17 protein-coding genes and 2 riboswitches are annotated in these 22,073 nt (G+C 69.4%); of the genes, 6 read left to right on the top strand and 11 right to left on the bottom strand.

Features of this window, described 5'->3' with window-relative positions:
* Nucleotides 1-31 precede the first annotated feature (31 nt).
* From ACWDU4_RS07860 to ACWDU4_RS07815, 10 genes are all read right to left on the bottom strand, one after another.
* Entirely contained in the window at nucleotides 32-1,177 is a 1,146-nt protein-coding gene (locus tag ACWDU4_RS07860) for an alpha/beta hydrolase (RefSeq protein ID WP_450113310.1), read from the bottom strand.
* Between the two features lie 102 nt (nucleotides 1,178-1,279).
* Nucleotides 1,280-2,461: an MCE family protein gene (locus ACWDU4_RS07855; protein WP_450113309.1), complete on the bottom strand. Its 1,182-nt coding sequence runs from the start codon at nucleotides 2,459-2,461 to the stop codon at nucleotides 1,280-1,282.
* Complete coding sequence (locus tag ACWDU4_RS07850) at nucleotides 2,458-3,585, bottom strand: MCE family protein (protein ID WP_450113308.1); 1,128 nt, start codon at nucleotides 3,583-3,585, stop codon at nucleotides 2,458-2,460. The genes ACWDU4_RS07855 and ACWDU4_RS07850 overlap by 4 nt, the downstream gene beginning before the upstream one ends.
* Complete coding sequence (locus ACWDU4_RS07845) at nucleotides 3,582-4,775, bottom strand: MCE family protein (RefSeq protein WP_450113307.1); 1,194 nt, start codon at nucleotides 4,773-4,775, stop codon at nucleotides 3,582-3,584. Before ACWDU4_RS07845 ends, ACWDU4_RS07850 begins: the two co-directional genes overlap by 4 nt.
* The gene (locus ACWDU4_RS07840; RefSeq protein ID WP_450113306.1) at nucleotides 4,772-5,827 is read right to left on the bottom strand and encodes an MCE family protein; all 1,056 of its coding nucleotides are present in this window, start codon (nucleotides 5,825-5,827) and stop codon (nucleotides 4,772-4,774) included. Before ACWDU4_RS07840 ends, ACWDU4_RS07845 begins: the two co-directional genes overlap by 4 nt.
* Nucleotides 5,824-6,837: an MCE family protein gene (locus ACWDU4_RS07835; protein WP_450113305.1), complete on the bottom strand. Its 1,014-nt coding sequence runs from the start codon at nucleotides 6,835-6,837 to the stop codon at nucleotides 5,824-5,826. The genes ACWDU4_RS07840 and ACWDU4_RS07835 overlap by 4 nt, the downstream gene beginning before the upstream one ends.
* The gene (locus ACWDU4_RS07830; RefSeq protein WP_450113304.1) at nucleotides 6,834-7,997 is read right to left on the bottom strand and encodes an MCE family protein; all 1,164 of its coding nucleotides are present in this window, start codon (nucleotides 7,995-7,997) and stop codon (nucleotides 6,834-6,836) included. The genes ACWDU4_RS07835 and ACWDU4_RS07830 overlap by 4 nt, the downstream gene beginning before the upstream one ends.
* Nucleotides 7,997-8,851 (bottom strand): MlaE family ABC transporter permease, encoded by an 855-nt coding sequence (locus ACWDU4_RS07825; protein WP_450113303.1) that lies wholly within the window; start codon nucleotides 8,849-8,851, stop codon nucleotides 7,997-7,999. The genes ACWDU4_RS07830 and ACWDU4_RS07825 overlap by 1 nt, the downstream gene beginning before the upstream one ends.
* Nucleotides 8,852-8,876: 25 nt before the next feature.
* Complete coding sequence (locus ACWDU4_RS07820; RefSeq protein WP_450113302.1) at nucleotides 8,877-9,644, bottom strand: MlaE family ABC transporter permease; 768 nt, start codon at nucleotides 9,642-9,644, stop codon at nucleotides 8,877-8,879.
* A gap of 7 nt (nucleotides 9,645-9,651) precedes the next feature.
* The gene (locus tag ACWDU4_RS07815; protein WP_450113301.1) at nucleotides 9,652-11,598 is read right to left on the bottom strand and encodes a multicopper oxidase family protein; all 1,947 of its coding nucleotides are present in this window, start codon (nucleotides 11,596-11,598) and stop codon (nucleotides 9,652-9,654) included.
* A gap of 146 nt (nucleotides 11,599-11,744) precedes the next feature.
* On the opposite strand from ACWDU4_RS07815, the gene ACWDU4_RS07810 reads away from it, so the two are divergent.
* Nucleotides 11,745-12,344 carry a TetR/AcrR family transcriptional regulator gene (locus ACWDU4_RS07810; RefSeq protein ID WP_450113300.1) on the top strand — a complete coding sequence of 200 codons (600 nt, stop codon included), beginning with the start codon at nucleotides 11,745-11,747 and terminating at the stop codon, nucleotides 12,342-12,344.
* 120 nt (nucleotides 12,345-12,464) lie between these two features.
* Nucleotides 12,465-12,637, top strand: a riboswitch (cobalamin riboswitch).
* Nucleotides 12,638-12,831: 194 nt separating this feature from the next.
* Nucleotides 12,832-15,117, top strand: a complete 2,286-nt coding sequence (gene metE / locus ACWDU4_RS07805; RefSeq protein WP_450113299.1) for a 5-methyltetrahydropteroyltriglutamate--homocysteine S-methyltransferase — start codon at nucleotides 12,832-12,834, stop codon at nucleotides 15,115-15,117.
* Between the two features lie 68 nt (nucleotides 15,118-15,185).
* Here metE and ACWDU4_RS07800 read toward each other — a convergent pair whose 3' ends face one another.
* Nucleotides 15,186-16,601 (bottom strand): short-chain fatty acyl-CoA regulator family protein, encoded by a 1,416-nt coding sequence (locus tag ACWDU4_RS07800; RefSeq protein WP_450113298.1) that lies wholly within the window; start codon nucleotides 16,599-16,601, stop codon nucleotides 15,186-15,188.
* Between the two features lie 211 nt (nucleotides 16,602-16,812).
* Between ACWDU4_RS07800 and prpD the strand changes: the two genes are divergently transcribed.
* From prpD to ACWDU4_RS07780, 4 genes are all read left to right on the top strand, one after another.
* Nucleotides 16,813-18,333: a 2-methylcitrate dehydratase PrpD gene (gene prpD / locus ACWDU4_RS07795; protein ID WP_450113297.1), complete on the top strand. Its 1,521-nt coding sequence runs from the start codon at nucleotides 16,813-16,815 to the stop codon at nucleotides 18,331-18,333.
* 1 nt (nucleotide 18,334) lies between these two features.
* Entirely contained in the window at nucleotides 18,335-19,249 is a 915-nt protein-coding gene (gene prpB / locus ACWDU4_RS07790) for a methylisocitrate lyase (RefSeq protein ID WP_450113296.1), read from the top strand.
* Entirely contained in the window at nucleotides 19,249-20,373 is a 1,125-nt protein-coding gene (locus tag ACWDU4_RS07785) for a bifunctional 2-methylcitrate synthase/citrate synthase (protein WP_450113295.1), read from the top strand. The genes prpB and ACWDU4_RS07785 overlap by 1 nt, the downstream gene beginning before the upstream one ends.
* A 491-nt stretch (nucleotides 20,374-20,864) precedes the next feature.
* Nucleotides 20,865-20,927: riboswitch (cobalamin riboswitch) on the top strand.
* 78 nt (nucleotides 20,928-21,005) lie between these two features.
* Complete coding sequence (locus tag ACWDU4_RS07780; RefSeq protein WP_450113294.1) at nucleotides 21,006-22,061, top strand: ABC transporter substrate-binding protein; 1,056 nt, start codon at nucleotides 21,006-21,008, stop codon at nucleotides 22,059-22,061.
* Nucleotides 22,062-22,073: the final 12 nt, after the last annotated feature.

Genomic DNA, 22,073 nt, shown 5'->3' with positions numbered 1-22,073 from the left:
CGAATCGTCTTTTTTTGAGCTGGTGGAAGATTCAGGCGGCGAGGTCGTGGCCCGCCAGCCAGGTGCGGACCTCGCCGGTGACGTGCGCGACGCCGTGCGGCTGGTCCACCAGGTAGTGGTTCAGGTCGGGGACCTCGACGAGGGTCGCGGGCGCGCCGGTGAGTGCGGCGTGCATGGCCCGCGACTCCGAGGCGAACGCCGCCTGGTCGCCGAGCAGCGACATCACCAGCGTCGGGCAGGTGACACCGGGCAGGTTGCGGAGTGCGTCGGCGTTGGTGTGGTCCACGCTCCAGGTGCTCAGCCAGCTGCGGACGGTGACGAACCGGGCCAGGCCGCCGGCGGCCGTGTTCGCCCGGGCCGGGTCCCCGTACATGCTGCCGACGGCGCGGTCACTCGGATCGAGGGTGATGTCCACGAACCGTGGATCCGCGACCGTGCGATGAACGACGAAGCCGTGGTCGGACTCGCCGGTGCGGTTCAGCTCCGCGAGCCGGTCGAGTGCCCACGTGTCGATTCGGCGCATCCGGTCCAGTTGCGCCAAACGATATTTCGTGACCCAGTCGCGGTCCAGCGGTGCGGTCCGGTCCGGCGCGTACAGATCCAGGTCCGGGTCGGTGCGGTCCGGTTGCTCGTCGTCAGTGACCGCCGGGTCGATCCAGTGCCGGAGGACGTGGGCCCGGCCGGTGTGCGCGCCGATCAGCAGCAATGCGTCGGCCGGGGGCATGTCGGCGTCGGCGAACCCGCTCGGGTCGCCGGCCGGGGTGTGGGTGACGGTCCGATTCTCCGCCTGGTCCTGGTAGAACGCGGCGAGGGAGCCGCCGCCGCTGAACCCGAGCAGGATCACCCGTTCGAAGCCGAGTCGTTCCCGCATCCAGCGCACCGCCGAGCCGAGGTCGAGTGCGGCGCGTTCCATGATGAGCGCCGGCTCGTTCGAGTTGTAGCGGGTGTTCACCCCGAGCGCGGGAATCCCGGCGTCGGCGAACCCGCGAAGCAGGAAGTGGGACAGGAAGTCCGAGGCCGGGTGCGCCATCACGATACCGACGGAACGGTCGTGGTCCGGCGCGGCCACGAGATTCGCGTGCAGGGTCGGATAGTGGCGGGACAGGCCGGAGTGCATCTCCACCCTGCCGTCGCGGGCCGGTTCGTACGGAATGCGTTGGAAATGGTCGACGATCACTGCTCGGTCACACCTTCCGGGACGGACGGTAGAACACGGACGCGCGGCGCGCTGACAGGCGAACCATACCGTACTCGATGGTATGGAGAGGTGTTTTCGGAATCATCGTGGAGAGTCCGATTCGGCGGCCTCCCGGCACAATTGGACGGTCGCGGCCCGGTACCCGGGATGCTCCAGGCACGGCAGATTGCGCGCGCCGCGGACCGCGGTCGGATCACCCGGTGCCACCGAGCAATACAGGCCCGGCGGCGTCGGAACCGTGTCCGTCTCGGTCGGGGACCTGCGCTCGGACGCGGGCAGGAAGCCCGTCGTGCAGGGCGGGGGGTCGTTCAGTTGCGCGAGGAAGAAGGTGTTCTGCCCCGGATCGTCGGCGTTGACCAGTCCCGCGCTCTGGGTGGACGCGATGATCGGCGGGTACAGCACCAGGAGCTGCTCGATCGCCGGATCGTAGACCTGCGCCACCTGCGCGACGCTGGTCAGGTTCGCCAGCAGCACAGGAAGAGTCGGACGCAGCCGGTCCAGCAGTGCGGTTGCCTCCACCGTTGCCGGGCCACCACGCTCGAGCACCGATCGGAGGGCCGGATCGACCCCGGCGAGGGTCCCGCTGACATCCGCGAGGGACGCCGCCCACGAGCGGATCGGTGCACTGCTCGCCGCCAGCGGGTCGAGAACGGCGGCGGCGTCCGTGACGAGTCCGGTCAGCGCATCGCGATCGGCCGCGGCGTCCGCCGCGAACGACGACGTCGAGGCCAGCAGCGCGGCCAGGTCCGGCCCGGCTCCGTCGACGGCGGTGAAGGATTCGTCGAGCACGCGGCGCAGGGCGTCCGGGTCCACCGACGCGAGGGCCGCGTGCAGGTGGTCGAGGGTCGGGCCGATCCGCTGTGGAACCGTCGTGCGCTCGCGGGCGACGACCGCGCCTTCCGCGAGGGGTGGCCCGTCGGCCGACCGGGGAAGCAGGTCGACGTACTGCTCGCCGATCGCGGACAGGCTGTGCACCTCGGCGTCGAGGTCCGCCGGGACCGGGACGTCTGAGTCGAGGGAGAGGACGGCCCGCGCCCCGACCGGATCGGCGCGCAGTTCGGCGACGGTGCCGATCGTGGTGCCGCGATAGGTGACGTTCGCCCGCGGATACAGTCCCGCCCCGTCCGGTAGCAGCACGGTGACGTGGTATCGGCCGAGCCCGGCCTGCTCGGGAAGGTGTGCGTACCGGACCGCCGTGACCGCGATCGCCACCACCCCGAGGAGGCCGAATACGAGCAGGCGCAGGCGGATCGATCGAGTCATGGGGTACCTCCGGCGGGCCGAGGTGCGGTGGGGGAGAACAGGCGGCCGACGTCCGGCAGGGTGATCGCGGTGGCGGGAGCCAGCGCCCCGACCGCACCCTCGGGTCCGGCGAGCCGGCCCGCCAGTGGTGTTCTGAGCAGCAGTGCGTTGTCCAGGGTGGCCGCCCGCAGGTCGAGGGTGACCTCCCCGTTCGCGTAGTCGCCGCGCACCGCGTTCCGGTACGTGTCGATCGGGAACGGGTAGGTGAGCAGGTACCGCAGCGACTCCGTCAGGGACGGACCGGAATCGGCCAGTGAGCGCAGGACCGGTTGCAGCGAGCGCAGATTCGCGGTGAGGTCCTCGCCGGTGCTCGTCACCAGGGCGGTCGCGGCGTCCCCGAGCCTGCCGAGGGAGTCGAGCGCCCGGACCAGGTCCTCGCGCCGGTCGGCGAGGGTGCCCAGCGCCGGGGTGAGACTGTCGATCGCGCGCGTCACGTCGTCACGATTCGCCGCGACCTCGGCGGCCAGGCGGTCGAGGCCGTCGATCGCGCGCACGATGTCGGACTTCTGGCCGTCGAGGGTGGCGAGCAGCGTGTCCAGCCGGCCGAGCAGGTCGCGCACCGTGTCCTCGCGGCCGCCCAGCGCGTCATCGACCTCGGTCATGATCTCCTGCACCTGCGCGAGCCCGCCGCCGCTGAGCACCAGCGACAGCGAGGACAGCGTCTGCTCGGTGGTCGGATAGGCGTCGGCGCGGTCGATCCCGATCCGCGCGCCGTCGCCGAGGTGTCCCACCGGCGGTTCCCCGGTCGGCGCGGCCAGCTCGACGTGGGTGGCGCCCAGCAGGCTGGTCTGGCCGATCCGGGCGGTCGTGTTGGCGGGCAGGTTCACGTCGCCGCGCAGACCGACCGTCACCACGGCGTGCCCGTCGCCGAGCGCGATGTCCGTGACCGACCCGACTGTCACGTCGTCGACCAGCACCCGCGAGTTGGGCGTGATGGTCGAGACGTCCGGCAGCTCGATCCGCACCGTGAACGCGCCCGCGCCGCGGCCCTCGGTCGCGGGCAGCGGCAGCGACTCCACCCCGCGCCACCCGCACCCGGTGCACAGGACGGCCACGGTGAGCGCGACGCCGGCCAGCCTGGTCATTCGCCGTCTCCGCTCTGCACGACCTGGCCCGGCAGGGCGGTCACCCCTCGGGTCGGATTCGACTGCAGCGGAAGGGAGTCGATCGCGAGGGTCTTCAGGACCGGCCCGAGGTACTGGACGCACAGTTCCGCGCCGCGCTCGGCACCGACCTGCTCCGCCGCCGCGAGCGCCGAACAGATGAAGTCGACCGGATTGGCGAAGTTGTCGGGCGCCAACGCGGAGACCACCGCGTTGTGGGCGGGCTGGTAGATGTTGCTCATGTTCGCCAGCGCGGTCGGTGCGACGTGCAGGATCTGCGCGATACCGTCGCGTTGCGCGGCGAGGGTCGCGAGCACGTCGGACAGCTGGTCGGCCGACGCGCCGACCGCGTCCCGGTTGTCCCGGACGAACCGGGTGACGTTCCCGACCGCCGTGTCCAGGGTGGTGATCGCGGCGCCGATGGTGTCGGTGTCGGAGCCGAGAACCTCGGTGACCGTGGCCATTCGGTCGTTGAACTCGACGATCTGCCGATCGCTGTCGGCCAGTGCGGCGACGAACACCTGCAGGTTGCGCACCGTCGCGAACAGGTCGGTGCGGCCGTCGGAGAGGATCCGCATCGCGTCGGAGAGCCGGGTGAGGGTGGTGTGCAGATTCTCGCCCTCGCCGTCGAGGGTCGCGTCGAGCGCGTCGACCAGGTCGCCGGCAGGGCCCGTCTCGGGGTGCGTGGGATCCGGCGGGCCGAGGGCGGTGGCCAGCCGGTCGAGCTGCGCGGTCATCGCGTCCCACTCGACCGGAACCGCGGTGTGCGACAGGCCGATCGTGTCCCCGTCCCGGAGCCGCTCGCCCCCGGTCCAGGCGGGGGTCAGCTGGACGAACCGCGCCGCGACGAGACTCTGGTTGACGATGATCGCGTCGGCGTCCACCGGGATCGGCTGGGACCGCTGGATCCGCATCCGAACCCGGGCGGCCGTGGGTCCGGGCCGGATCGACTCGATCCGGCCGACGGACACTCCCATGACGCGGACGTCGTCCCCAGGATACAGGCCGGTGGTGCTCGTGAACTCGGCCTCCACGACCATCGTCGTCACCCGAGGCACCACCAGGTACGAGGCCGCGACGAGGACCGCGACCACGGCACCGAGCACCACCCAGGTGCGGCGGATCCTGCGGACCGGCTCCACGGCCGCTCCCTTCTCCTCGGCGTCGCTCATCGTGGTGCCCCGTCCAGAGCGGACAGGGGATTGACGGTGCTGTTCTCGCCCGGCGCCGGTCCCAGCCCGAGGGCGGCCCGCACGAACGGGGCGATCACCTGCCCCGGGATCAGGTTCTGGATGTACGAGTTGAAGAACGGCCCGCTCGACACCGCCTCGCCGAGCTCGGTGATGTACGGACCGAGCCGCTCGATCGCGGCCGCGACGGACGCCCGGTTCGTCTGCAGCACCGCGAGCACCGACTGCAGCGACGCCAGCGTCGGTCCGATCGCCGCCTCGTTGTCCGCGACCAGCCCGTCCAGTTGCCGGGACAGCGCGGAGACGTTGTCGAACAGCGTGTCGATCACGGCGCGGCGGTCCCGCAGCTCGCCGAGCACCGCAGTTGCATCGGTCAGCAGCGTGTCGATCTGCCCGCTGCGCTCGGCCAGGACGCCGGTGACGCTCTCGGCAGATGCGAGCAGGCCGCGGAGCGACTCGTCGCGGTCGGCCACCGTCGCCGACAACCGTCCCACTCCGTCGACCGCGGCCCGCACGTCGTCCGGAACGCGGCGCAGGGTCGAGGTCAGGACGCGCATCGACTCCGCGAGCCGGTCGGTGTCGATCCGCTCCGCCCGATCGGTGAGGTCCCCGAGCGCCTCGGTCAGCTGGTAGGGCGAGGTGGTGGACTCGGTGCCTATCGTCGCGCCCGGTCGCAGTGGATTCTCGCCGCCCGGCGTGACCCGAAGGTTCTTGGCGCCCAGTACGGTTGCGGTCGCGATGTCCACCCGGGTCCGGTCGCCGAGCCGGACGGGGGCGTCGAGGCGGAACGCCACGGCGACCGCGGCGCCCTCGATCTCGATGGCGGTGACCCGACCGGCGTCGACACCGGCGACGCGGACCGCGTCGCCGACCCGCAGTCCGCCGGTGTCGAGGAACAGCGCCCGGTAGCCGGCGCCGGACGCAACGAACGGCAGGGACCGGACCTGTAGCCCCGCCAGGACCGCGGCGAGGACGAGGACAGTGCCGATGATGCCCAGCCGCAGGGTGTTCCGTTGCCGGTACCTTTCGTTCATCGGGGACCACACCTCCCGGTCGGCTGGCCGAACAGCGGGGTGGTGGCATCGGTGCCGTCGGGCCCGGTGTACTTGATTCGCAACGCGCACAGGTAGTAGTTGAAGAAGTTGCCGTAGACGCCGAGCCGGCTCAGCGCCGCGTAGGTGTCCGGGAGTCGCGTCAGCACGCTGTCGAGGGTGTCGCGTCCGCTGTCGAGTTGCGCTGTCGTGCGGCCCAACTCGCCGACGGTGCCCTGCAGCGGAGGGCGAGACGTGTCGAGCAGGCCGGCGACCTCCCCGGCGGCGGTGTCGATGCGCTCGAGCGCCACGCCCCAGGACTGCCGCTCGCGGGCCAGTCCGCTGCTCAGCTGCGCGGCCCGATCGATTGCGGTGGCGAGGGTGTCGCGGCGGCCGGCCAAGGTCTCGACGGTGCTGTCGAGGTTGTCGATGACCCGCCCGATCACCTCCTCCCGGTCGGCGAGGGTCGTCGTCAACGAAGCCGTGTGCGCCAGAACCGATTCCACGGTCCCGCCCTGACCCTGCAGTACCGCGATCAGCTCGCCGGACAGCGCGTTCACCTGATCGGGCGCGAGCACCCCGAACAGGGGCTTGAACCCGCCGAGCAGTGCGTCGAGGTCGAGAGCCGGCTCGGTGCGCTCCGGAGGCAGGGTCGCCCCGCCGGGCAGGGTGCCCGCGCCGGTGCCGGGGCGGACCTCCAGGTACCGGTCGCCGACGAGGTTCTGGTAGCGCACCGCGGCGGACGCGTCGCCGGTGAGGGTGACCGCCCGGTCGACGGTGAATGCGACGAGCGCAGCGCCGTCCGGGGTGATCGTGACGTCGCGGACCCGCCCGGACTCGACACCGGAGATGCGGACGAAATCGCCCGCATGCAAACCGGATGCGTCGACGAACAGCGCCCGGTACCCGGTGGTCGGCTGGAAGCGGAACTGGCCGAACACCAGCACCAGTGCGGCGGTGATCGCCAGCGTCACGACGGTGAACACCGCCACCCCCACCGCCCGGCCCGTCATCGTGCACCGCCGGGCAGCCCGGGGACCAGCACTGTCAGCAGCGAGTTCGGGTCGACGGTGGGGCCGGTGCGCCCGTGGCCGAACACGTCCGCCCCCGTGTCCGCGGCGACGTACGGCGCGGGAACGTCCGCGGCCGTCAGTTCCGGAAGCGCCCCGCACCGGGGTCCGCCGGTCGCCCGCACCTCCGGCAGGTCGGTCGGGTAGCGGTATGCGTCGACGCCGAACAGGATGGTGCTGTTGAGCAGCATCGACCGGCCGTTGCCCCCGGACACCTTCTCGGCCCCGACCCGTGCCACGTCGGCGCCCTGGATGAAGCAGGTCAACCCGGACGAGTACTCCGCGAACAGCGCAGTCGTCGGCCGGGACAGTGCCGCGGCATCGGTGAGGGCTCGCGTGTTGTCGGCCAGCACCGGTGTCCCGGTGTCGGCGACACCGATCACGCCGAGCAGCAGAGCGTCGAGGGACTGTCGGTGCGAGACCACGCTGTCGGCCGTGACGGTCGCGGACCGCGCCGATGCCACCAGGTTCGGGGCGACGTCGCCCAGTGTTCCGGACACCTCTGCGCCCGCGGAGATGTCGGTGGACAGGGCTCCGAGTGCCGGGTCGAGCGTGGCCAGCACCGCGTCGATGTCGTCCAGCGCCAGGCCGAGGTCCGTTCCCCTGCCCCGCAGTGCGGTCGCGGCGGCGCTCAGGGTGGCCTGCAACTGCTGCGGCTCGACGACGTCGAGGACGGCGGTGAGCCGGTCGAGGATCGAATTCGTTTCGGCGGTGACCGAATCCGCGCGGATCACCGCGCCGTCGGCGATCGGGCCCGTGGCCGCGACGGCAGGATCGGTGAGCACGACCTGCTTGGCACCGAACACGGTGGTCGCGGTGATGTCGGCGCCGACCCCGGCCGGGACGTCGGTCGCGGCGTCGGGGGCCAGTTCGACCCGGACCACCGCGCCCTGCTCCTCCCGGGACACCTCGACCACCCGTCCGACCTCGACACCGTGGTACTTGACCAGGGACCCGTTCTGGAGCAGCAGGCCGGCGCGCCGCACCTCGAGCCACACCCGCACCGGATCGGCGGCCAGGATTCCGGTGTACGCCGCACAGGTCAGGACGGCGAGCTCGACGAGCAAGGCCGCCAACACGATTGCCGCGAATCTGGTTGCCATCACGCCGCCAGGTGCACCGCGCGGGCGCTGCCGTACAGCGCCAGCGCGACGGCCAGGGTCACGGTCACCACCGCGATCAGCGACAGGCGCACCGCACGGCCGGTCGCCGTGCCCACCCCGGCGGGGCCGCCACTCGCGTGATAGCCGTAGTACGTGTGGATCAGCATCACCGCGAACGCCATCACGATCACCTGAACGAACGACCACAGCACGTCCGAGGGGACGAGGAACGTCGAGAAGTAGTGGTCGTACACGCCACCGGACTGGCCGAGCAGCAGGACGGTGGTGATCCGGCTCGACACGAACGAGGTGACCAGTGCGACGGCGTACAGCGGAACGACGGTGGCCAGGCCCGCGAGCAGCCGGGTGCCGACGAGGTAGGGGACCGATCGGATCGCCATCACCTCGAGGGCGTCGATCTCCTCGCTGATCCGCATCGCACCGAGCTGGGCGGTGGTGCCGGCACCGATCGTCGCCGCCAGTCCGATCCCGGCGGTGACCGGACACACGACCCGCACGTTCACGTACGCGGCGAGGAACCCCGTGAGGGCGTCGATGCCGATGTTGTCGAGCGAGTGGTAACCCTGCACCGCGACGGTCGCACCGGCGAACAGGGTGATGAAGCCGATGATGACGACGCTGCCGCCGACCGCGGCGAGCAGTCCGGTGCCGAGCCCCACCTCGGCGATCGCCCTCAGGGTCTCGGATCGGTACCGGCGCAACGCCTTGCCGGTCGACCACACCGCCGCCGCGAAGAAGAGGGCACGCCGGCCGAAGTCGTCGACCGCCCGGAGCGCCGACCGCGCCCCGCGCGTGATGCGATGTGTCGCAGTGGTCGTCAGAATGCTCGCCACGAACCCCCCTGTCGGTTGTGCCTTGTCACGCTCCGGTCAAAGCCAGCCCGATCGATGTCAGCAGCATGTTCACCAGGAACAGCGCCACGAACGCGAACACCACCGTCTCGTTGACGGCCTGTCCGACACTCTTCGGCCCGCCGGTGACGGCGAGCCCGCGGTAGCAGGCGATCAAGCCCGCGACCGCACCGAACACGGCGGCCTTCGCCTCCGACAGCAGCAGTTCCGGCAGTCCCACGAGCAGGGTCAATCCCTGCACGTAGGCGCCGGGGTTCACGTCCTGCAGGTACACGGAGAAGACGAATCCGCCGACCAGACCGATCGCGCACACCGCGCCGTTGAGCAGGGTGGCGATCACCGTCGCGGCGAGCACCCGGGGAAGCACCAGCCGGTGCACGGGGTCGATGCCGAGCACCTCCATCGCGTCGATCTCCTCGCGGATCGCCCGCGATCCCAGGTCGGCGGTGATCGCCGTCGCGGCGGCACCCGCAACCACGAGAACCGTGACCAGCGGACCGATCTGGGTGATCGTGCCGAGCCCGGCGCCGGCGCCGGACAGGTCGCTCGCCCCGATCTCGGTGAGCAACGAGTTCAGGGTGAACACCACCAGCACCGTGAACGGGATCGACATCACGATCGTCGGCAGCAGCGCCACCCGGATCACGGCCCAGCACTGGTCGAGGAATTCGCGCCACTGGAACGGTGTGCGCCACAGGGCCGCCGCCGTGTCCAGGGTCAGCGCGTAGAACTCGCCGAGCGCGGAGACAGCGGCCGCTCCGGGGCGGGTGGTCACGCGCACCTCATGTGACCACCCGGTACCGCAGCATCATTTCGTGGTCCTCGTGATCGAGGATGTGGCAGTGCCACATGTAGCCCTGCAGATCACCGCCCGCGGGGTGGGAGGCGTGGTCCGCGTGCTCGGTGGTGGCGTTCTCGGTGTCGGCCACGGGATCGCCGTGCCCGGTTCCGTGATCGATCCCGTTGTGGATCGGCGTCCAGGACCCCTGCATCGTCGGCGCAGGCGCCGACGGTGCCGGGAAGGAGGCGTCCGGGTCGAAGCCCAGCTCGTCGGCCGTCGGGAAACGCACCAGGATCCGGGTGACGGTCCCGCGGTCGACCCGCACCGTGTCCTTCCATCCCGCCTCCCACGGCGCGGGTGGCAGCATCGGTCCCGCGAGGTACGGCTCCGGGTCGGGTGTCCAGCGGATTCCCAACGGCGGCTGGAGATTCGTCGCCTGCAGTTCCACGGTGCGCAGCGGCGCGCGGCCGAGGATGCGGAACATCACCAGGTGCAGGTGGATCGGGTGGGGGTCGTCGGTGACGTTGACGATGTTCCACTGCTCAACCGTGCCTGCGCGGGGCATCTCGATGTCGGGATCTGTGTAGCGAAGGTTGTTCAATGCCATGTACGCCGGAGGAATCCGCAAGGCGTACGGCTGGCTGACCGAGACGTTCCGGATCACGGACGGTGTCGGCAGCGGTGGCAGCGGATCGGGTGTGCGTCCGCCCGCCCGCAGCGTGGCCGGGACGGGTCCGCGGAACCCGCGCTCCGAACCGACGGTGAAGCGGCAGAACAGCGGCATCGCGACCTCGCCGAGCATCGCCGCCTGGAATGGGGGTGCTTCGTCGTTGCAGAGGTGCACCGAACCGCCCGCGTCGAAATCGGAGAAGTCGACCAGCAGGTCGTAGCGCTCGCCCGGCGACATGCGGATCGACGTCGTGGGGACCGGTGCGTCGAGCAGACCGCCGTCGTTGCCGATCACCCAGAACCGCATGTGGTTGTCGAAGTGCAGGTTCCACACGCTGTACGACGAGCCGTTGATCGCCCGAAACCGGTACAGTCCGCGCGCCACCGGAATGTCCGGCCACACCGCCCCGTTCACCAGGCCGAGATCTCCGACGGCACCGCCCTCCCACGAACCGGAGGGGACGACAGGCGTCGACCGCAGGCTCAGGCCGCCGTCGGCACGGAGAATCCGCTCTTGCAGGATCAGCGGCATCTCGAACTCGCCGGCGGGTAGGCCCAGGGGATTGTCGGCGGTTCCGGTGTCGAAGCGGTCGCGCAGGAAATAGGTGCCGGCGAGACCGGCGTACACGTTGGCGCGGGTGATGCCCATGGCGTGATCGTGATACCAGAGGTGCGCGGCCTCTTGGTGATTCGGAAACAGGTGCGTCAGCGTGGTGCCCGGATGGATCAGTTGCTCGGCGTGGCCGTCGCTGTCGGGTGGGGTCTCCCCGCCGTGCAGGTGCAGCACGATCGGCGGGGACGACCGGTAGGTCTCGGAGACGCCGTGCAGGCTGGTGTCGAGATCCGTGGCGAGCGGATGGCCCTGGATCTCGTTGGTCACCTCCATCACGACGGGTTGGTCGACGTGGGCCTCGATCGTCGGGCCGAGGTACGAGACGGCGGTGTCGTCGACCCGGTAGGCGAGTGTCGAGGCCGGGCCGTGGTCGGGGTGGAACCGATGGGAGGCGTTGACCGCGGCGACTCGGAGCCTCGAACCGGACACCGTCGGCAATGGTTCGAGGCCGGCACGGAACGGTGTCGTCGGCGGTGAATGGAAGAGCAGCGGGCTCTTGAACCCGCCGGTCTGGGCGCTCCCCGTCGCGACCGGACGTGCCACGCCGAGCCCGAACGCGACTCCGCCGACTCCGAGTGCGCGCAACACACTTCGGCGTCCAATTGCCCGTCCCTGCACGGTGACACCCCTTGTCGAGACTCTCGGTTCCCTCGGACCGAGGACCATACCGCACTGTATGGTATGGACCGGGGTTTGTGTGGAGATTCGCCGCACACGTGCGCGGTGTGCCGGGATTGCTCACCGAACGGTTCGTGAACGGGCCGCGGGCGCCGTAGCTTGGAATGGCAGTGCGGCATTCGAAGAGAGGCGAGATGGTGGCGAAACAGGGCGTGGCGGGTGCGAAGAAGCCGGCCCGCGCCGCCGGTGGCAAGGCCAGGCTGTCCGTCGACGACTGGATCGAGGCAGCCCTCGACCTACTGGTCCGGGAGGGTGTCACGGGGGTGAAGATCACCCGGCTGTGCGAGGAGCTCGGCGTCACCAAGGGCAGCTTCTACTGGCACTTCACCGACATCGACCACCTGATGAAGGCGGTGGCCGATCGGTGGTGCGAGATCCAGAACGAGACGCTGCAGGCGCTCAAGGAGACGACGTCGATCCCCGGCGACCAACGACTCGAGGCGATGGCCGCGCAATTGACCTCGCAGCGCGGCTGGGCGGTCGAGGTCGCGGTCCGGGACTGGGCGCGCAGCGACGCACAGGTCGCCGATTCCGTTGCCCGACTGGACAACCAGGTGTTCGCCGTCGTCCAGAGCGCTCTCCTCGACCTGGGATTCGACGCGGAGGAGGCCCGGCTGCGCAGCGGGGTGCTGGTCTACGCGGGTGTCGGATTCCTGCACGCGCGCGACCACCTGCCCGAGCCGACGGTGGACGAACTGCGGCGCATCTTCGCGCTCCTCACCGCCCGAGACTGACGACCTCGACCGGCTGAGGGGCCTGTCGCAACCCGATCGCGCCCGGCTATTGTCGTCGGTGCAGTCGGTTCGCCGCGTCCCGGTCATGAGGAGCCCCTAAGCACGGAGCGCGGCGTCGAATCCCGGTCGAGCACGCTCGGTCGGGGTGAGAGGGAACCCGGTGAGAATCCGGGACTGTCCCGCAGCGGTATGCAGGAACGACCGCCGTCATCAGCACTGGGCATCCCGCCCGGGAAGCGACGGCCAGTAGGTCGGGTCGAGTACGACCCGGTGCCCGCGAGTCCGAAGACCTGCCCTCTGCGCCGGGCACGCCGTGCCCGGCGGTTCGCCGCCTCGTGGATCGGGCGGGTGGGCCTGCATGCGGCACAGTGCCGTCCCCGTCGTGGGCGGTATCGGCTGCTGCCCGACCTCGGGCGGCAGGTGGGCTTCGTCAGGTGTACCCGTCTCTCGGCGGCGGCCACACCTACGCACGCCATGGAGCACTTTCGTGACCGCAACACCTGACGATCAGCCTCGTTTCACCGCGACGGTGCTGGGATCGCCGCGGATCGGGCCGCGCCGCGAACTCAAACGCGCAGTCGAGTCCTACTGGGCCGGACGAATCGACCGCGCCGCACTGGACGACGTGGCCCGGACGCTGCGCGCCCAGACGTGGGCGCAGCTGCAGGACGCCGGGTTGGACTCGGTTCCGGTGGGTACGTTCTCCTACTACGACCAGGTCCTGGACACCGCCGCGATGCTCGGTGCCCTGCCCGCTCGGGTACAGGGGATCTCGGACCCGCTCGACCGCTACTTCGCCGCGGCCCGCGGCACCGCGGACGTCGCGCCGCTCGAGATGACCAAGTGGTTCGACACCAACTACCACTATCTGGTCCCCGAAATCGGGCCCGGGACGACCTTCGCGCTGGACCCGGGCAAGGTGCTCGGCGAGCTGGAAGAGGCCCTGGCGCAGGGTGTCCCGGCGCGGCCCGTCGTCATCGGACCCGTCACCTTCCTGCTGCTGTCGAAGGGTGTCGACGGTGCCGACGAGCTGCTCGGCCGGATCGACGAGCTGGTTCCGCTGTACCAGGACCTGCTGGGGCAGCTGTCCCGGGCGGGCGCGACCTGGGTGCAGATCGACGAACCTGCCCTCGTCACCGACCGCACCGATGCCGAGATCGAGACGGCCCGCCGGGTCTACGAGCAGCTGTCCGCGTCCGCGGAGCGACCGGCGATCCTCGTCGCCTCCTACTTCGGGGACCTCGGTCCGGCGCTACCCGCGCTGGCGAGCACCGCCGTCGAGGCGATCGCCGTCGACCTCGTCGCGGGCAACCCCGACGCCGGCGCGTGGTCGGTGCCCGCGCTGGCGGACAAGCTGGTGGTCGCCGGCATCGTCGACGGGCGCAACGTCTGGCGCACCGACCTCGACCGCGCCCTGGCCTCCCTCGGTGCACTCCTCGGGTCGGCCGGCGCGCTTGCGGTGTCGACCTCGTGCTCGCTGCTGCACGTGCCATACGGACTCGACGCGGAATCGAACCTCGACGAGGCCCTGCGCTCGTGGCTGGCGTTCGGAACGGAGAAGATCTCGGAGGTCGCGACCCTCGCGACCTCCCTGGCCCAGGGCCGCGACGCGGTGGCCGCGGCGTTCGAGGCGTCCGAGGCCGCTGTCGCATCGCGGACGAGCGACCCGCGTCTGCGCAACGACGAGATCCGGCGCCGGCTCGACGAGATCGCCGGCGAGGCCGGTCGTGCATCTGCCCCTCAACGTCGGGAACTGCAGTCGCAGCGGCTGGGTCTGCCGCTGCTGCCGACCACCACGATCGGCTCGTACCCGCAGACCTCGCGTATCCGGGTCGCTCGTGCGGAGCTGCGCTCGGGCACGATCGACCAGGCCGAGTACGTTGCGCGGATGCGCGCCGAGATCGCGGACGTCATTGCGCTGCAGGAGAAGCTGGGCCTGGACGTGCTGGTGCACGGCGAGTCGGAGCGCAACGACATGGTGCAGTACTTCGCCGAGCAGCTCGACGGTTTCGCGGCCACCGAGTTCGGGTGGGTGCAGTCCTACGGCTCCCGATGCGTGCGTCCGCCGATCCTCTTCGGTGACATCTCCCGCCCGCGTCCGATGACCGTCGACTGGACCGGATACGCGCAGTCGCTCACCGACAAACGGGTCAAGGGCATGCTCACCGGTCCGGTCACGATCCTCGCGTGGTCGTTCGTTCGGGACGACCAGCCGCTGGCGGACAGTGCGCGTCAGATCGCGCTCGCCATCCGCGACGAGGCGGTCGATCTCGAAGCGGCCGGGGCGGTGATCGTACAGATCGACGAGCCCGCGCTGCGGGAGCTCCTGCCTCTGCGGATCGCCGACCAGCGTGCGTACCTGGACTGGTCGGTGGGGGCATTCCGGCTGGCGAGCTCGGGAGTGGCCGATCACACCCAGATACACACCCATCTGTGCTACTCGGAGTTCGGTGAGGTCATCGACGCGATCGCGGGCCTGGATGCGGACGTCACCTCGATCGAGGCGGCCCGCTCGCACATGGAGGTGCTCGGCGACCTCAACGCGGTCGGGTTCGACCTGGGCGTCGGTCCCGGTGTCTACGACATCCACTCGCCGCGGGTCCCGTCCGCCGACGAGATCGCGGAATCCCTGCGCGAGGCGCTGAAATCCGTTCCGGCCGAGCGTCTGTGGGTCAATCCGGACTGCGGCCTCAAGACCCGCGGGCCCGTGGAGGTGGAGGCGTCGCTGCGCAACATGGTCGAGGCGACCGTCGCCGTCCGCAGCGAACTCTAGGCGCCTGCGGCACCTGTGCGCGAGTTTGGCAGCGGGAGTTACCGCACTCGCGCACAGGTGCCGAGCGCCTACGGGTAGGGCAGCCGGCTGCTGAGGTTCACGTCCACCCGGGTCGACCGGCCGATCTGCGGGAACGCACGCTGCGCGCAGTCCGTTCGCTCGCAGATCTTGCAGCCGGCGCCGATCGGCACCGGGGACATTCGGTCGTCCAGTCGCAGGCCGCGCGAGTAGACGAGCCGCGCGGCATGGGTGATGTCGCAGCCCAGACCGACGGCGAAGCTGCGCTGCGGCGTTCCGTACGGCCCGGCACCGTCGTCCGTCGTGCGCGCGATCCACAGGTATGTGCGGCCGTCGGGCATCTGCGCCACCTGGGTGACGATGCGCCCCGGTGTGCCGAATGCGTCGTGCACCACCCACAGGGGGCAGCTCCCGCCGACGCGTGAGAAATGGAAGGCCGTGGCGGACTGTCGTTTCGAGATGTTTCCGGCTCGGTCGGTCCGGACGAAGAAGAACGGCACTCCGCGCCTGGTCGGGCGCTGCATCGTCGACAGCCGGTGGCAGACCGTCTCGAACCCGACCTCGAATTGCAATGCGAGCATCTCGATGTCGTAGTTCAGTTGCTCGGCCGCGTCGAGAAGCAGGTTGTACGGCAGCAGGAGTGCACCTGCGAAGTAGTTCGCCAGACCGATCCGCGCCAGTTCCCGGGCGTTGTCGCTCAACCCGACCGCCGATGCGACCTGCCGATCGATCTCCGTTGCCTGGGTGAGGAATGCCAGTTGCGTGGCGATCTGAAAGGCCCGCTGGCCCGCAGTGAGGTGGCGGGACAGCGTCAGGATCCGATTGGTCGCGTCGTACAACCGTTTCGGGCCCGGGCGGTCCGGGGGATCGGTGCGCAGCCGCACGACGATGTCGTGTTCCGATTCGAGGAGAGCGGTCAACTGGGTGTCCAGTGAGCCCAGGCGGAGGCCGCTTCCGGCGAACAGGCGCTCGGCGGCGTCGTCGAGTTCGGCGATGTGGTTGTGCCTGTCGTAGAAGAAGTCTCGCACCTCCTCGAACGGCATGGGGAGCGATTGTCCTGCGCCCGACTCGGACGGGGTGGCCAGGTGCGCGCTGTACTGTTCCAGTTGCTCGGTCGCCGCCAGGAGACGACGGTGCACGTTCACCAGCGCCGTGCCGATCTCCGGCATGCGCGCGACGAACTCTTCGACGAGGGTCGGCGTCGGTGGCGTCGTCCCCATCGCCGCGAGGACCTCTTGGAGATCCGCTGCGAGGCGGGCGTCTTCCTCCGCCGCGAAGAACTGGGCGTCCAGGTTGAACGTGGCGTTGAGCTTGAGAAGCACCGCCACCGTCAACGGGCGCTGGTCGTTCTCGATCTGATTCACGTAGCTCGCCGACAGGTCCAGGATCCGGGCGAGTTCGAGTTGGGTGAGGCCGCGTTCCTCCCGCAGTCGGCGCAGGCGCGGGCCGCCGTAGATCTTCTGCATCCTCGTCGCCCCTCGGCCGGTGCCACCTGGTTGTCGATCGTCCACCCAACCACGATCCGGGTGATTCGCACCATTCGCAAACTGAGCGGACACACACCACTCAAATACGCATATTCAGTGTCTTCACCTCGCTGGATCATCTGCATACGCTGCAACTATCGCCGCGTCGCCCGTCGTTATCGAGCGGCACAGATTCATCGGAGGACACACGTTGAAGACCCATTCCGTTCGCACACGCCGATCCGCCGAGGACTTCCCTCGGGACGAGCACCTGGCGTGGAAGGTCGCCGAGGTCGCGACCGACCCGGTGGAGGTCCCGGCCGACACCGCCGAGATGGTGATCAACAGGATCATCGACAACGCGGCCGTCGCGGCGGCATCCCTGACCCGGCGTCCGGTGTCCAATGCCCGGGCCCAGGCGCAGTCGCATCCGTACAGCCGGTCGCCATCGAACGGACGCGGATCGACTGTGTTCGGGATCGGTGGAACGTTCTCGCCGGAGTGGGCGGCATGGGCGAACGGGGTCGCGGTGCGCGAACTCGACTTCCACGACACGTTCCTGGCCGCGGAATACTCGCACCCCGGTGACAACATTCCGCCGATCCTCGCGGTTGCGCAGCACGCCGGCCGCAGCGGCGCCGACCTGATCCGTGGCCTGGCAACGGGATACGAGATCCAGGTGGATCTGGTCCGGGCGATTTGCCTGCACGAGCACAAGATCGACCACGTCGCCCACCTCGGGCCGTCCGCTGCGGCCGGCATCGGCACGCTGCTCGGGCTCGACACCGAGACCGTCTACCAGGCAGTCGGGCAGGCGCTGCACACCACGACCGCGACCCGCCAGTCCCGGAAGGGCGAGATCTCCAGCTGGAAGGCGTACGCGCCCGCCTTCGCAGGCAAGATGGCGGTCGAGGCCGTCGACCGCGCAATGCGCGGCGAAGGCGCCCCGTCGCCGATCTGGGAGGGCGAGGACGGTGTCATCGCGTGGCTGCTCGGCGGACCGACGGCCGAATACGCTGTGCCGCTGCCCGGTCCGGGCGAGGCCAAGCGCGGCATCCTCGACACCTACACCAAGGAGCACTCGGCCGAGTACCAGAGCCAGGCCCCGATTGACCTGGCGTTCCGCCTGCGCGAGCGGGTCGGCGACCTGGACCAGATCGCGTCGATCGTGCTGCACACCAGCCATCACACCCACTATGTGATCGGCACCGGATCGAACGATCCGCAGAAGTTCGATCCCAAGGCTTCTCGCGAGACCCTCGACCACTCGATCATGTACATCTTCGCCGTCGCACTGCAGGATGGCATCTGGCACCACGAGCGGTCCTACGCTCCGGAGCGGGCACAGCGCCCCGACACCATCGAGCTGTGGAAGAAGATCTCCACCGCCGAGGACCCGGAGTGGACCCGCCGCTACCACTCGACCGACCCCGACGAGAAGGCGTTCGGCGCCCGCGCCGAGGTCACCCTCAAGAGCGGCGAGGTGATCGTCGACGAGCTCGCCGTCGCCGACGCGCACCCGCTCGGCGCTCGCCCGTTCGCCCGCGACCAGTACATCGCGAAGTTCCGCACCCTCGCCGAGGGTGTCATCGCCCCGGCCGAGCAGGACCGCTTCCTCGACGCCGCGCAGCGCACCGCGGAGCTTGGGGCGGGGGAGCTGGACCAGCTGACGTTCACCGTCGCCGACGAGGTGCTCGCCCGCGCCCCGAAGTCGCCGAAGGGGCTGTTCTGAGATGACCGGACTCATCGCCGCCGCGACGTCCGCGGCCGACAAACGTGTCGCACTATGGGCGAGCTTGACCTCGACCGGGATCACGCGCCTCCCCGGCGCGATCAACCCGTTGACCGCCAAGCTGATCCAGGAGATCGGCTTCGAGGGCGTGTATGTCTCGGGTGGCGCCTTCTCCGCCGGACTCGGCCTGCCCGACATCGGACTCACCACCCTCACCGAGGTCACGGCACACAGCGCTCAGATCGCCGGGGTCACTGACCTTCCCGTCCTGGTCGACGCGGACACCGGATTCGGTGAGCCGATGTCCGCGGCCCGCACCGTCCTCGCGTTCGAGGACGCGGGAATCGCGGGTCTGCACCTCGAGGATCAGGTCAACCCCAAGCGGTGCGGGCATCTCGACGGAAAGGCGATCGTGCCGACCGACGAGATGGTCCGCCGTCTGCGGGCCGCGGGCACCGCCCGCCGTGACCCGAATTTCGTGATCTGCGCCCGGACCGATGCGGCCGGAATAGACGGCATCGACGCCGCGATCGAGCGAGCGAAGGCGTATGCGGATGCGGGTGCGGACCTGATCTTCACCGAGGCACTGCACACCGAGGAGGACTTCGCGAAGTTCCGCGCGGCGGTGGACATCCCGTTGCTGGCGAACATGACAGAGTTCGGCAAGTCGCAGCTGATCCAGGCGCAGACGCTCGAGGACATCGGCTACAACGCCGTGATCTACCCGGTCACCACGTTGCGGCTGGCGATGGGGGCGATCGAGAACGGTCTGCGTGAGATCCACGCGAAGGGAACGCAGGAGGGACTGCTGGATCGGATGCAGACCCGCTCCCGCCTGTACGAGGTGCTCGAGTACGAGCGCTACAACGAGTTCGACTCCGGAGTCTTCAACTTCACCCTCTCGAGGAGCCAGTGATGACCGAAACCGCTGTCCCCACCATCTACAAGGGCCTGGCCGGCGTCGTCGTCGACACCACCGCGATCTCCAAAGTGGTGCCCGAGACGAACTCGCTGACCTACCGCGGCTACGCGGTGCAGGATCTCGCGGCGCACTGCAGCTTCGAGCAGGTGGCGTATCTGCTGTGGAACGGGGAACTTCCCACCGACGCGCAGCTCGAATTGTTCACCCAGCGTGAGCGTGCCAACCGCCGCGCGGACCGGTCCCTGCTCGCCCTTGTGGCGAAGATGCCCGACAACTGTCATCCGATGGACGTGGTTCGCACCGCGATCAGCTACCTCGGTGCCGAGGACCCGGAGGAGTGGGACAACGATCCGAAGGCCAATCGCGAAAAGGCGCTTCGCATGATGGCTGTGCTGCCCACCATCGTCGCGGCCGACCATCGCCGGCGCCACGGTCTCGACCCGGTCGCACCGCACAGCCATCTCGGATTCGCCGAGAACTTCCTCAACATGTGCTTCGGGAGGGTTCCGGACCAGGAGATCGTGAGGGCGTTCGAGGTCTCGCTGATCCTGTACGCGGAGCACAGCTTCAACGCCTCCACCTTCGCGGCGCGGGTCGTCACCTCGACCCTTTCGGACATCTACAGTGCCGTCACCGCCGCCATCGGCACCCTCAAGGGGCCACTGCACGGCGGTGCGAACGAGGCCGTCATGCACGACATGCTCGATATCGGCGAACCCGAGCTGGCCGAGGAGTGGATGCGGGGCAAGCTGGCCCGCAAGGAAAAGGTGATGGGCTTCGGTCACCGGGTCTACAAGAACGGTGATTCCCGGGTGCCGACGATGAAGAAGGCCTTCCTCGACGTCGCTGCTCACACCGGTGGCGAGAAGTGGGTGCAGATCTACGAGATCCTCGAGCGGACCATGAACGAGGCCACGGGAATCAAGCCGAACCTCGATCTCCCGACCGGCCCTGCTTACTACCTGATGGGCTTCGACATCGAGGTGTTCACGCCCATCTTCGTGATGAGCCGCATCACCGGATGGACGGCGCACATCATCGAACAGGGTGAATCCAACGCCCTGATCCGACCGCTGAGCGAATACACCGGCGTGCCCCAGCGCTCGGTGGTTGCCTGACCGCCGAGCGCCGTTGGTTGGCCACGAGATCTACTGATACGAGAGTCAAGTGTTACGCCGACGTCGTCGGCGCAATGCCGGCTCGGGCGGCGGCGTACGTCGATTGTCACCTCTGGACTCGGTCCGCACTAACTCTGCGAGACCGCCGCCGCCTGATCGCCCTGGCAGTGTCTCGGTCTGCTCCGAGCATGGCGGTCGCGCGGTTGACGTTGCACGTCCTCCGACGCACGGAGGTCTGTGCCGCCTGGCACTCCCAGGCCGGACGAACAACGGATGAGCTCGCGGACGTACTCCGGGACACTTCGATCCGCGAACACCACCTGGAAGCCGCGCTCGGTGCGAACTGGAGAAGCATCGTGACTGGTGTCGCCGCGAAGGACTTGGCCGACAGTTGGCGGAACCAAGACCCACGCCCCCACGATGAGAACATCGCGGCGAGTACCGGAGTCCTATCGACACCCTCGCTTGCTAGAGTCGAGCGGCCTGGCGAGGGAATCCGGTGTGAATCCGGGACTGACGCGCAGCGGTGAGGGAGAAATCCCGAGTCCGAATGCTCGCCGGCGCGGCATCCGACGATGCCGGATTGTCTCGGCGGGCCCCGCGAAAGGGCCCTCAACGAAAAGGAAGCCCCAATGGTGCTCCATCTTGCTCGCCGCCTTGCGGTCACAGCATGTTCCGCAGCCCTCCTCGCGGGCTGCAGCAGCCCATCCGATGGTGAAACCGACTCCGTCCGGCCGATCGACGCCGTGGGCGCAACCGCGTACCCGTTGACGATCGACAACTGCGGGGAGCAGGTCGTGTTCGAGGCGCCCCCGAAGCGAGCGGTGTCGCTGTATCAGAGTTCGACGGAAATCCTTCTCTCCCTTGGTCTCGCGGATCGGATGGTCGGCACGTCGACCTGGTTCGACCCGGTTCTGCCCGGTCTCGAGGCCGACAACCAGCGGGTGCCCCGGCTGGCCGACAACGATCCGTCGCTCGAGACGGTGCTGGCCACCGAGCCAGATCTGGTGACCTCGGCCAGCGCGCACACTTTCACATCGGCGGTCGTCGCCGATCGTGCCCGTTTCGCCCAGCTCGGAGTGCCGACCTACCAGTCGCCGTCCGTGTGTGTCGATTCCACGGTCAGTGGCGAGACCGTCACCAGAGACGCGCCGCTGGCGATCGACACGCTCTACCGGGAGATCCGCGAGCTGGCCGCCATCTTCGACGTCCGCGATCGCGGAGCGGCGCTGGTGGCGCAACTCGAGGAGCGTATGGCTGCCGCGCGCGCGGTCGCCGGTGAAGCGACACGGGACGGCACGGGGCCGACCGTCGCGTTCTGGTTCTCGGGTCTCGAGGCGCCCTACATGGCCGGATGCTGCTCCTCACCGGGACTTCTCGCTGAAGAGACCGGAGCGGTCAACGTGTTCGCCGATGCTCGCGACGACTGGCCCGAGGTGAATTGGGAGACCCTCGCCGACCGGGACCCGGATGTTCTGGTGCTCGGCGACCTCAGCCGCAAGCGGGTCGACGGCGACTCATTGGATACGAAGATCACCTTCCTGGAATCGAATCCTGTGACGAAGGAGCTGTCTGCCGTGCGCGAACGACGCTACGTCGTGCTCACCGGCTCCGAACTGGACCCCGGAATCCGCGAGGTCGACGCGGTGGAGAAACTTGCTGCGGGGTTGCGTTCGACACGGCAGTGACCGACCCGGACT

Source organism: Rhodococcus sp. NPDC003348, assembly GCF_053589375.1.
Note: the sequence above shows the minus strand (reverse complement) of the source record. Positions and strands in the feature narration are given on the sequence as shown.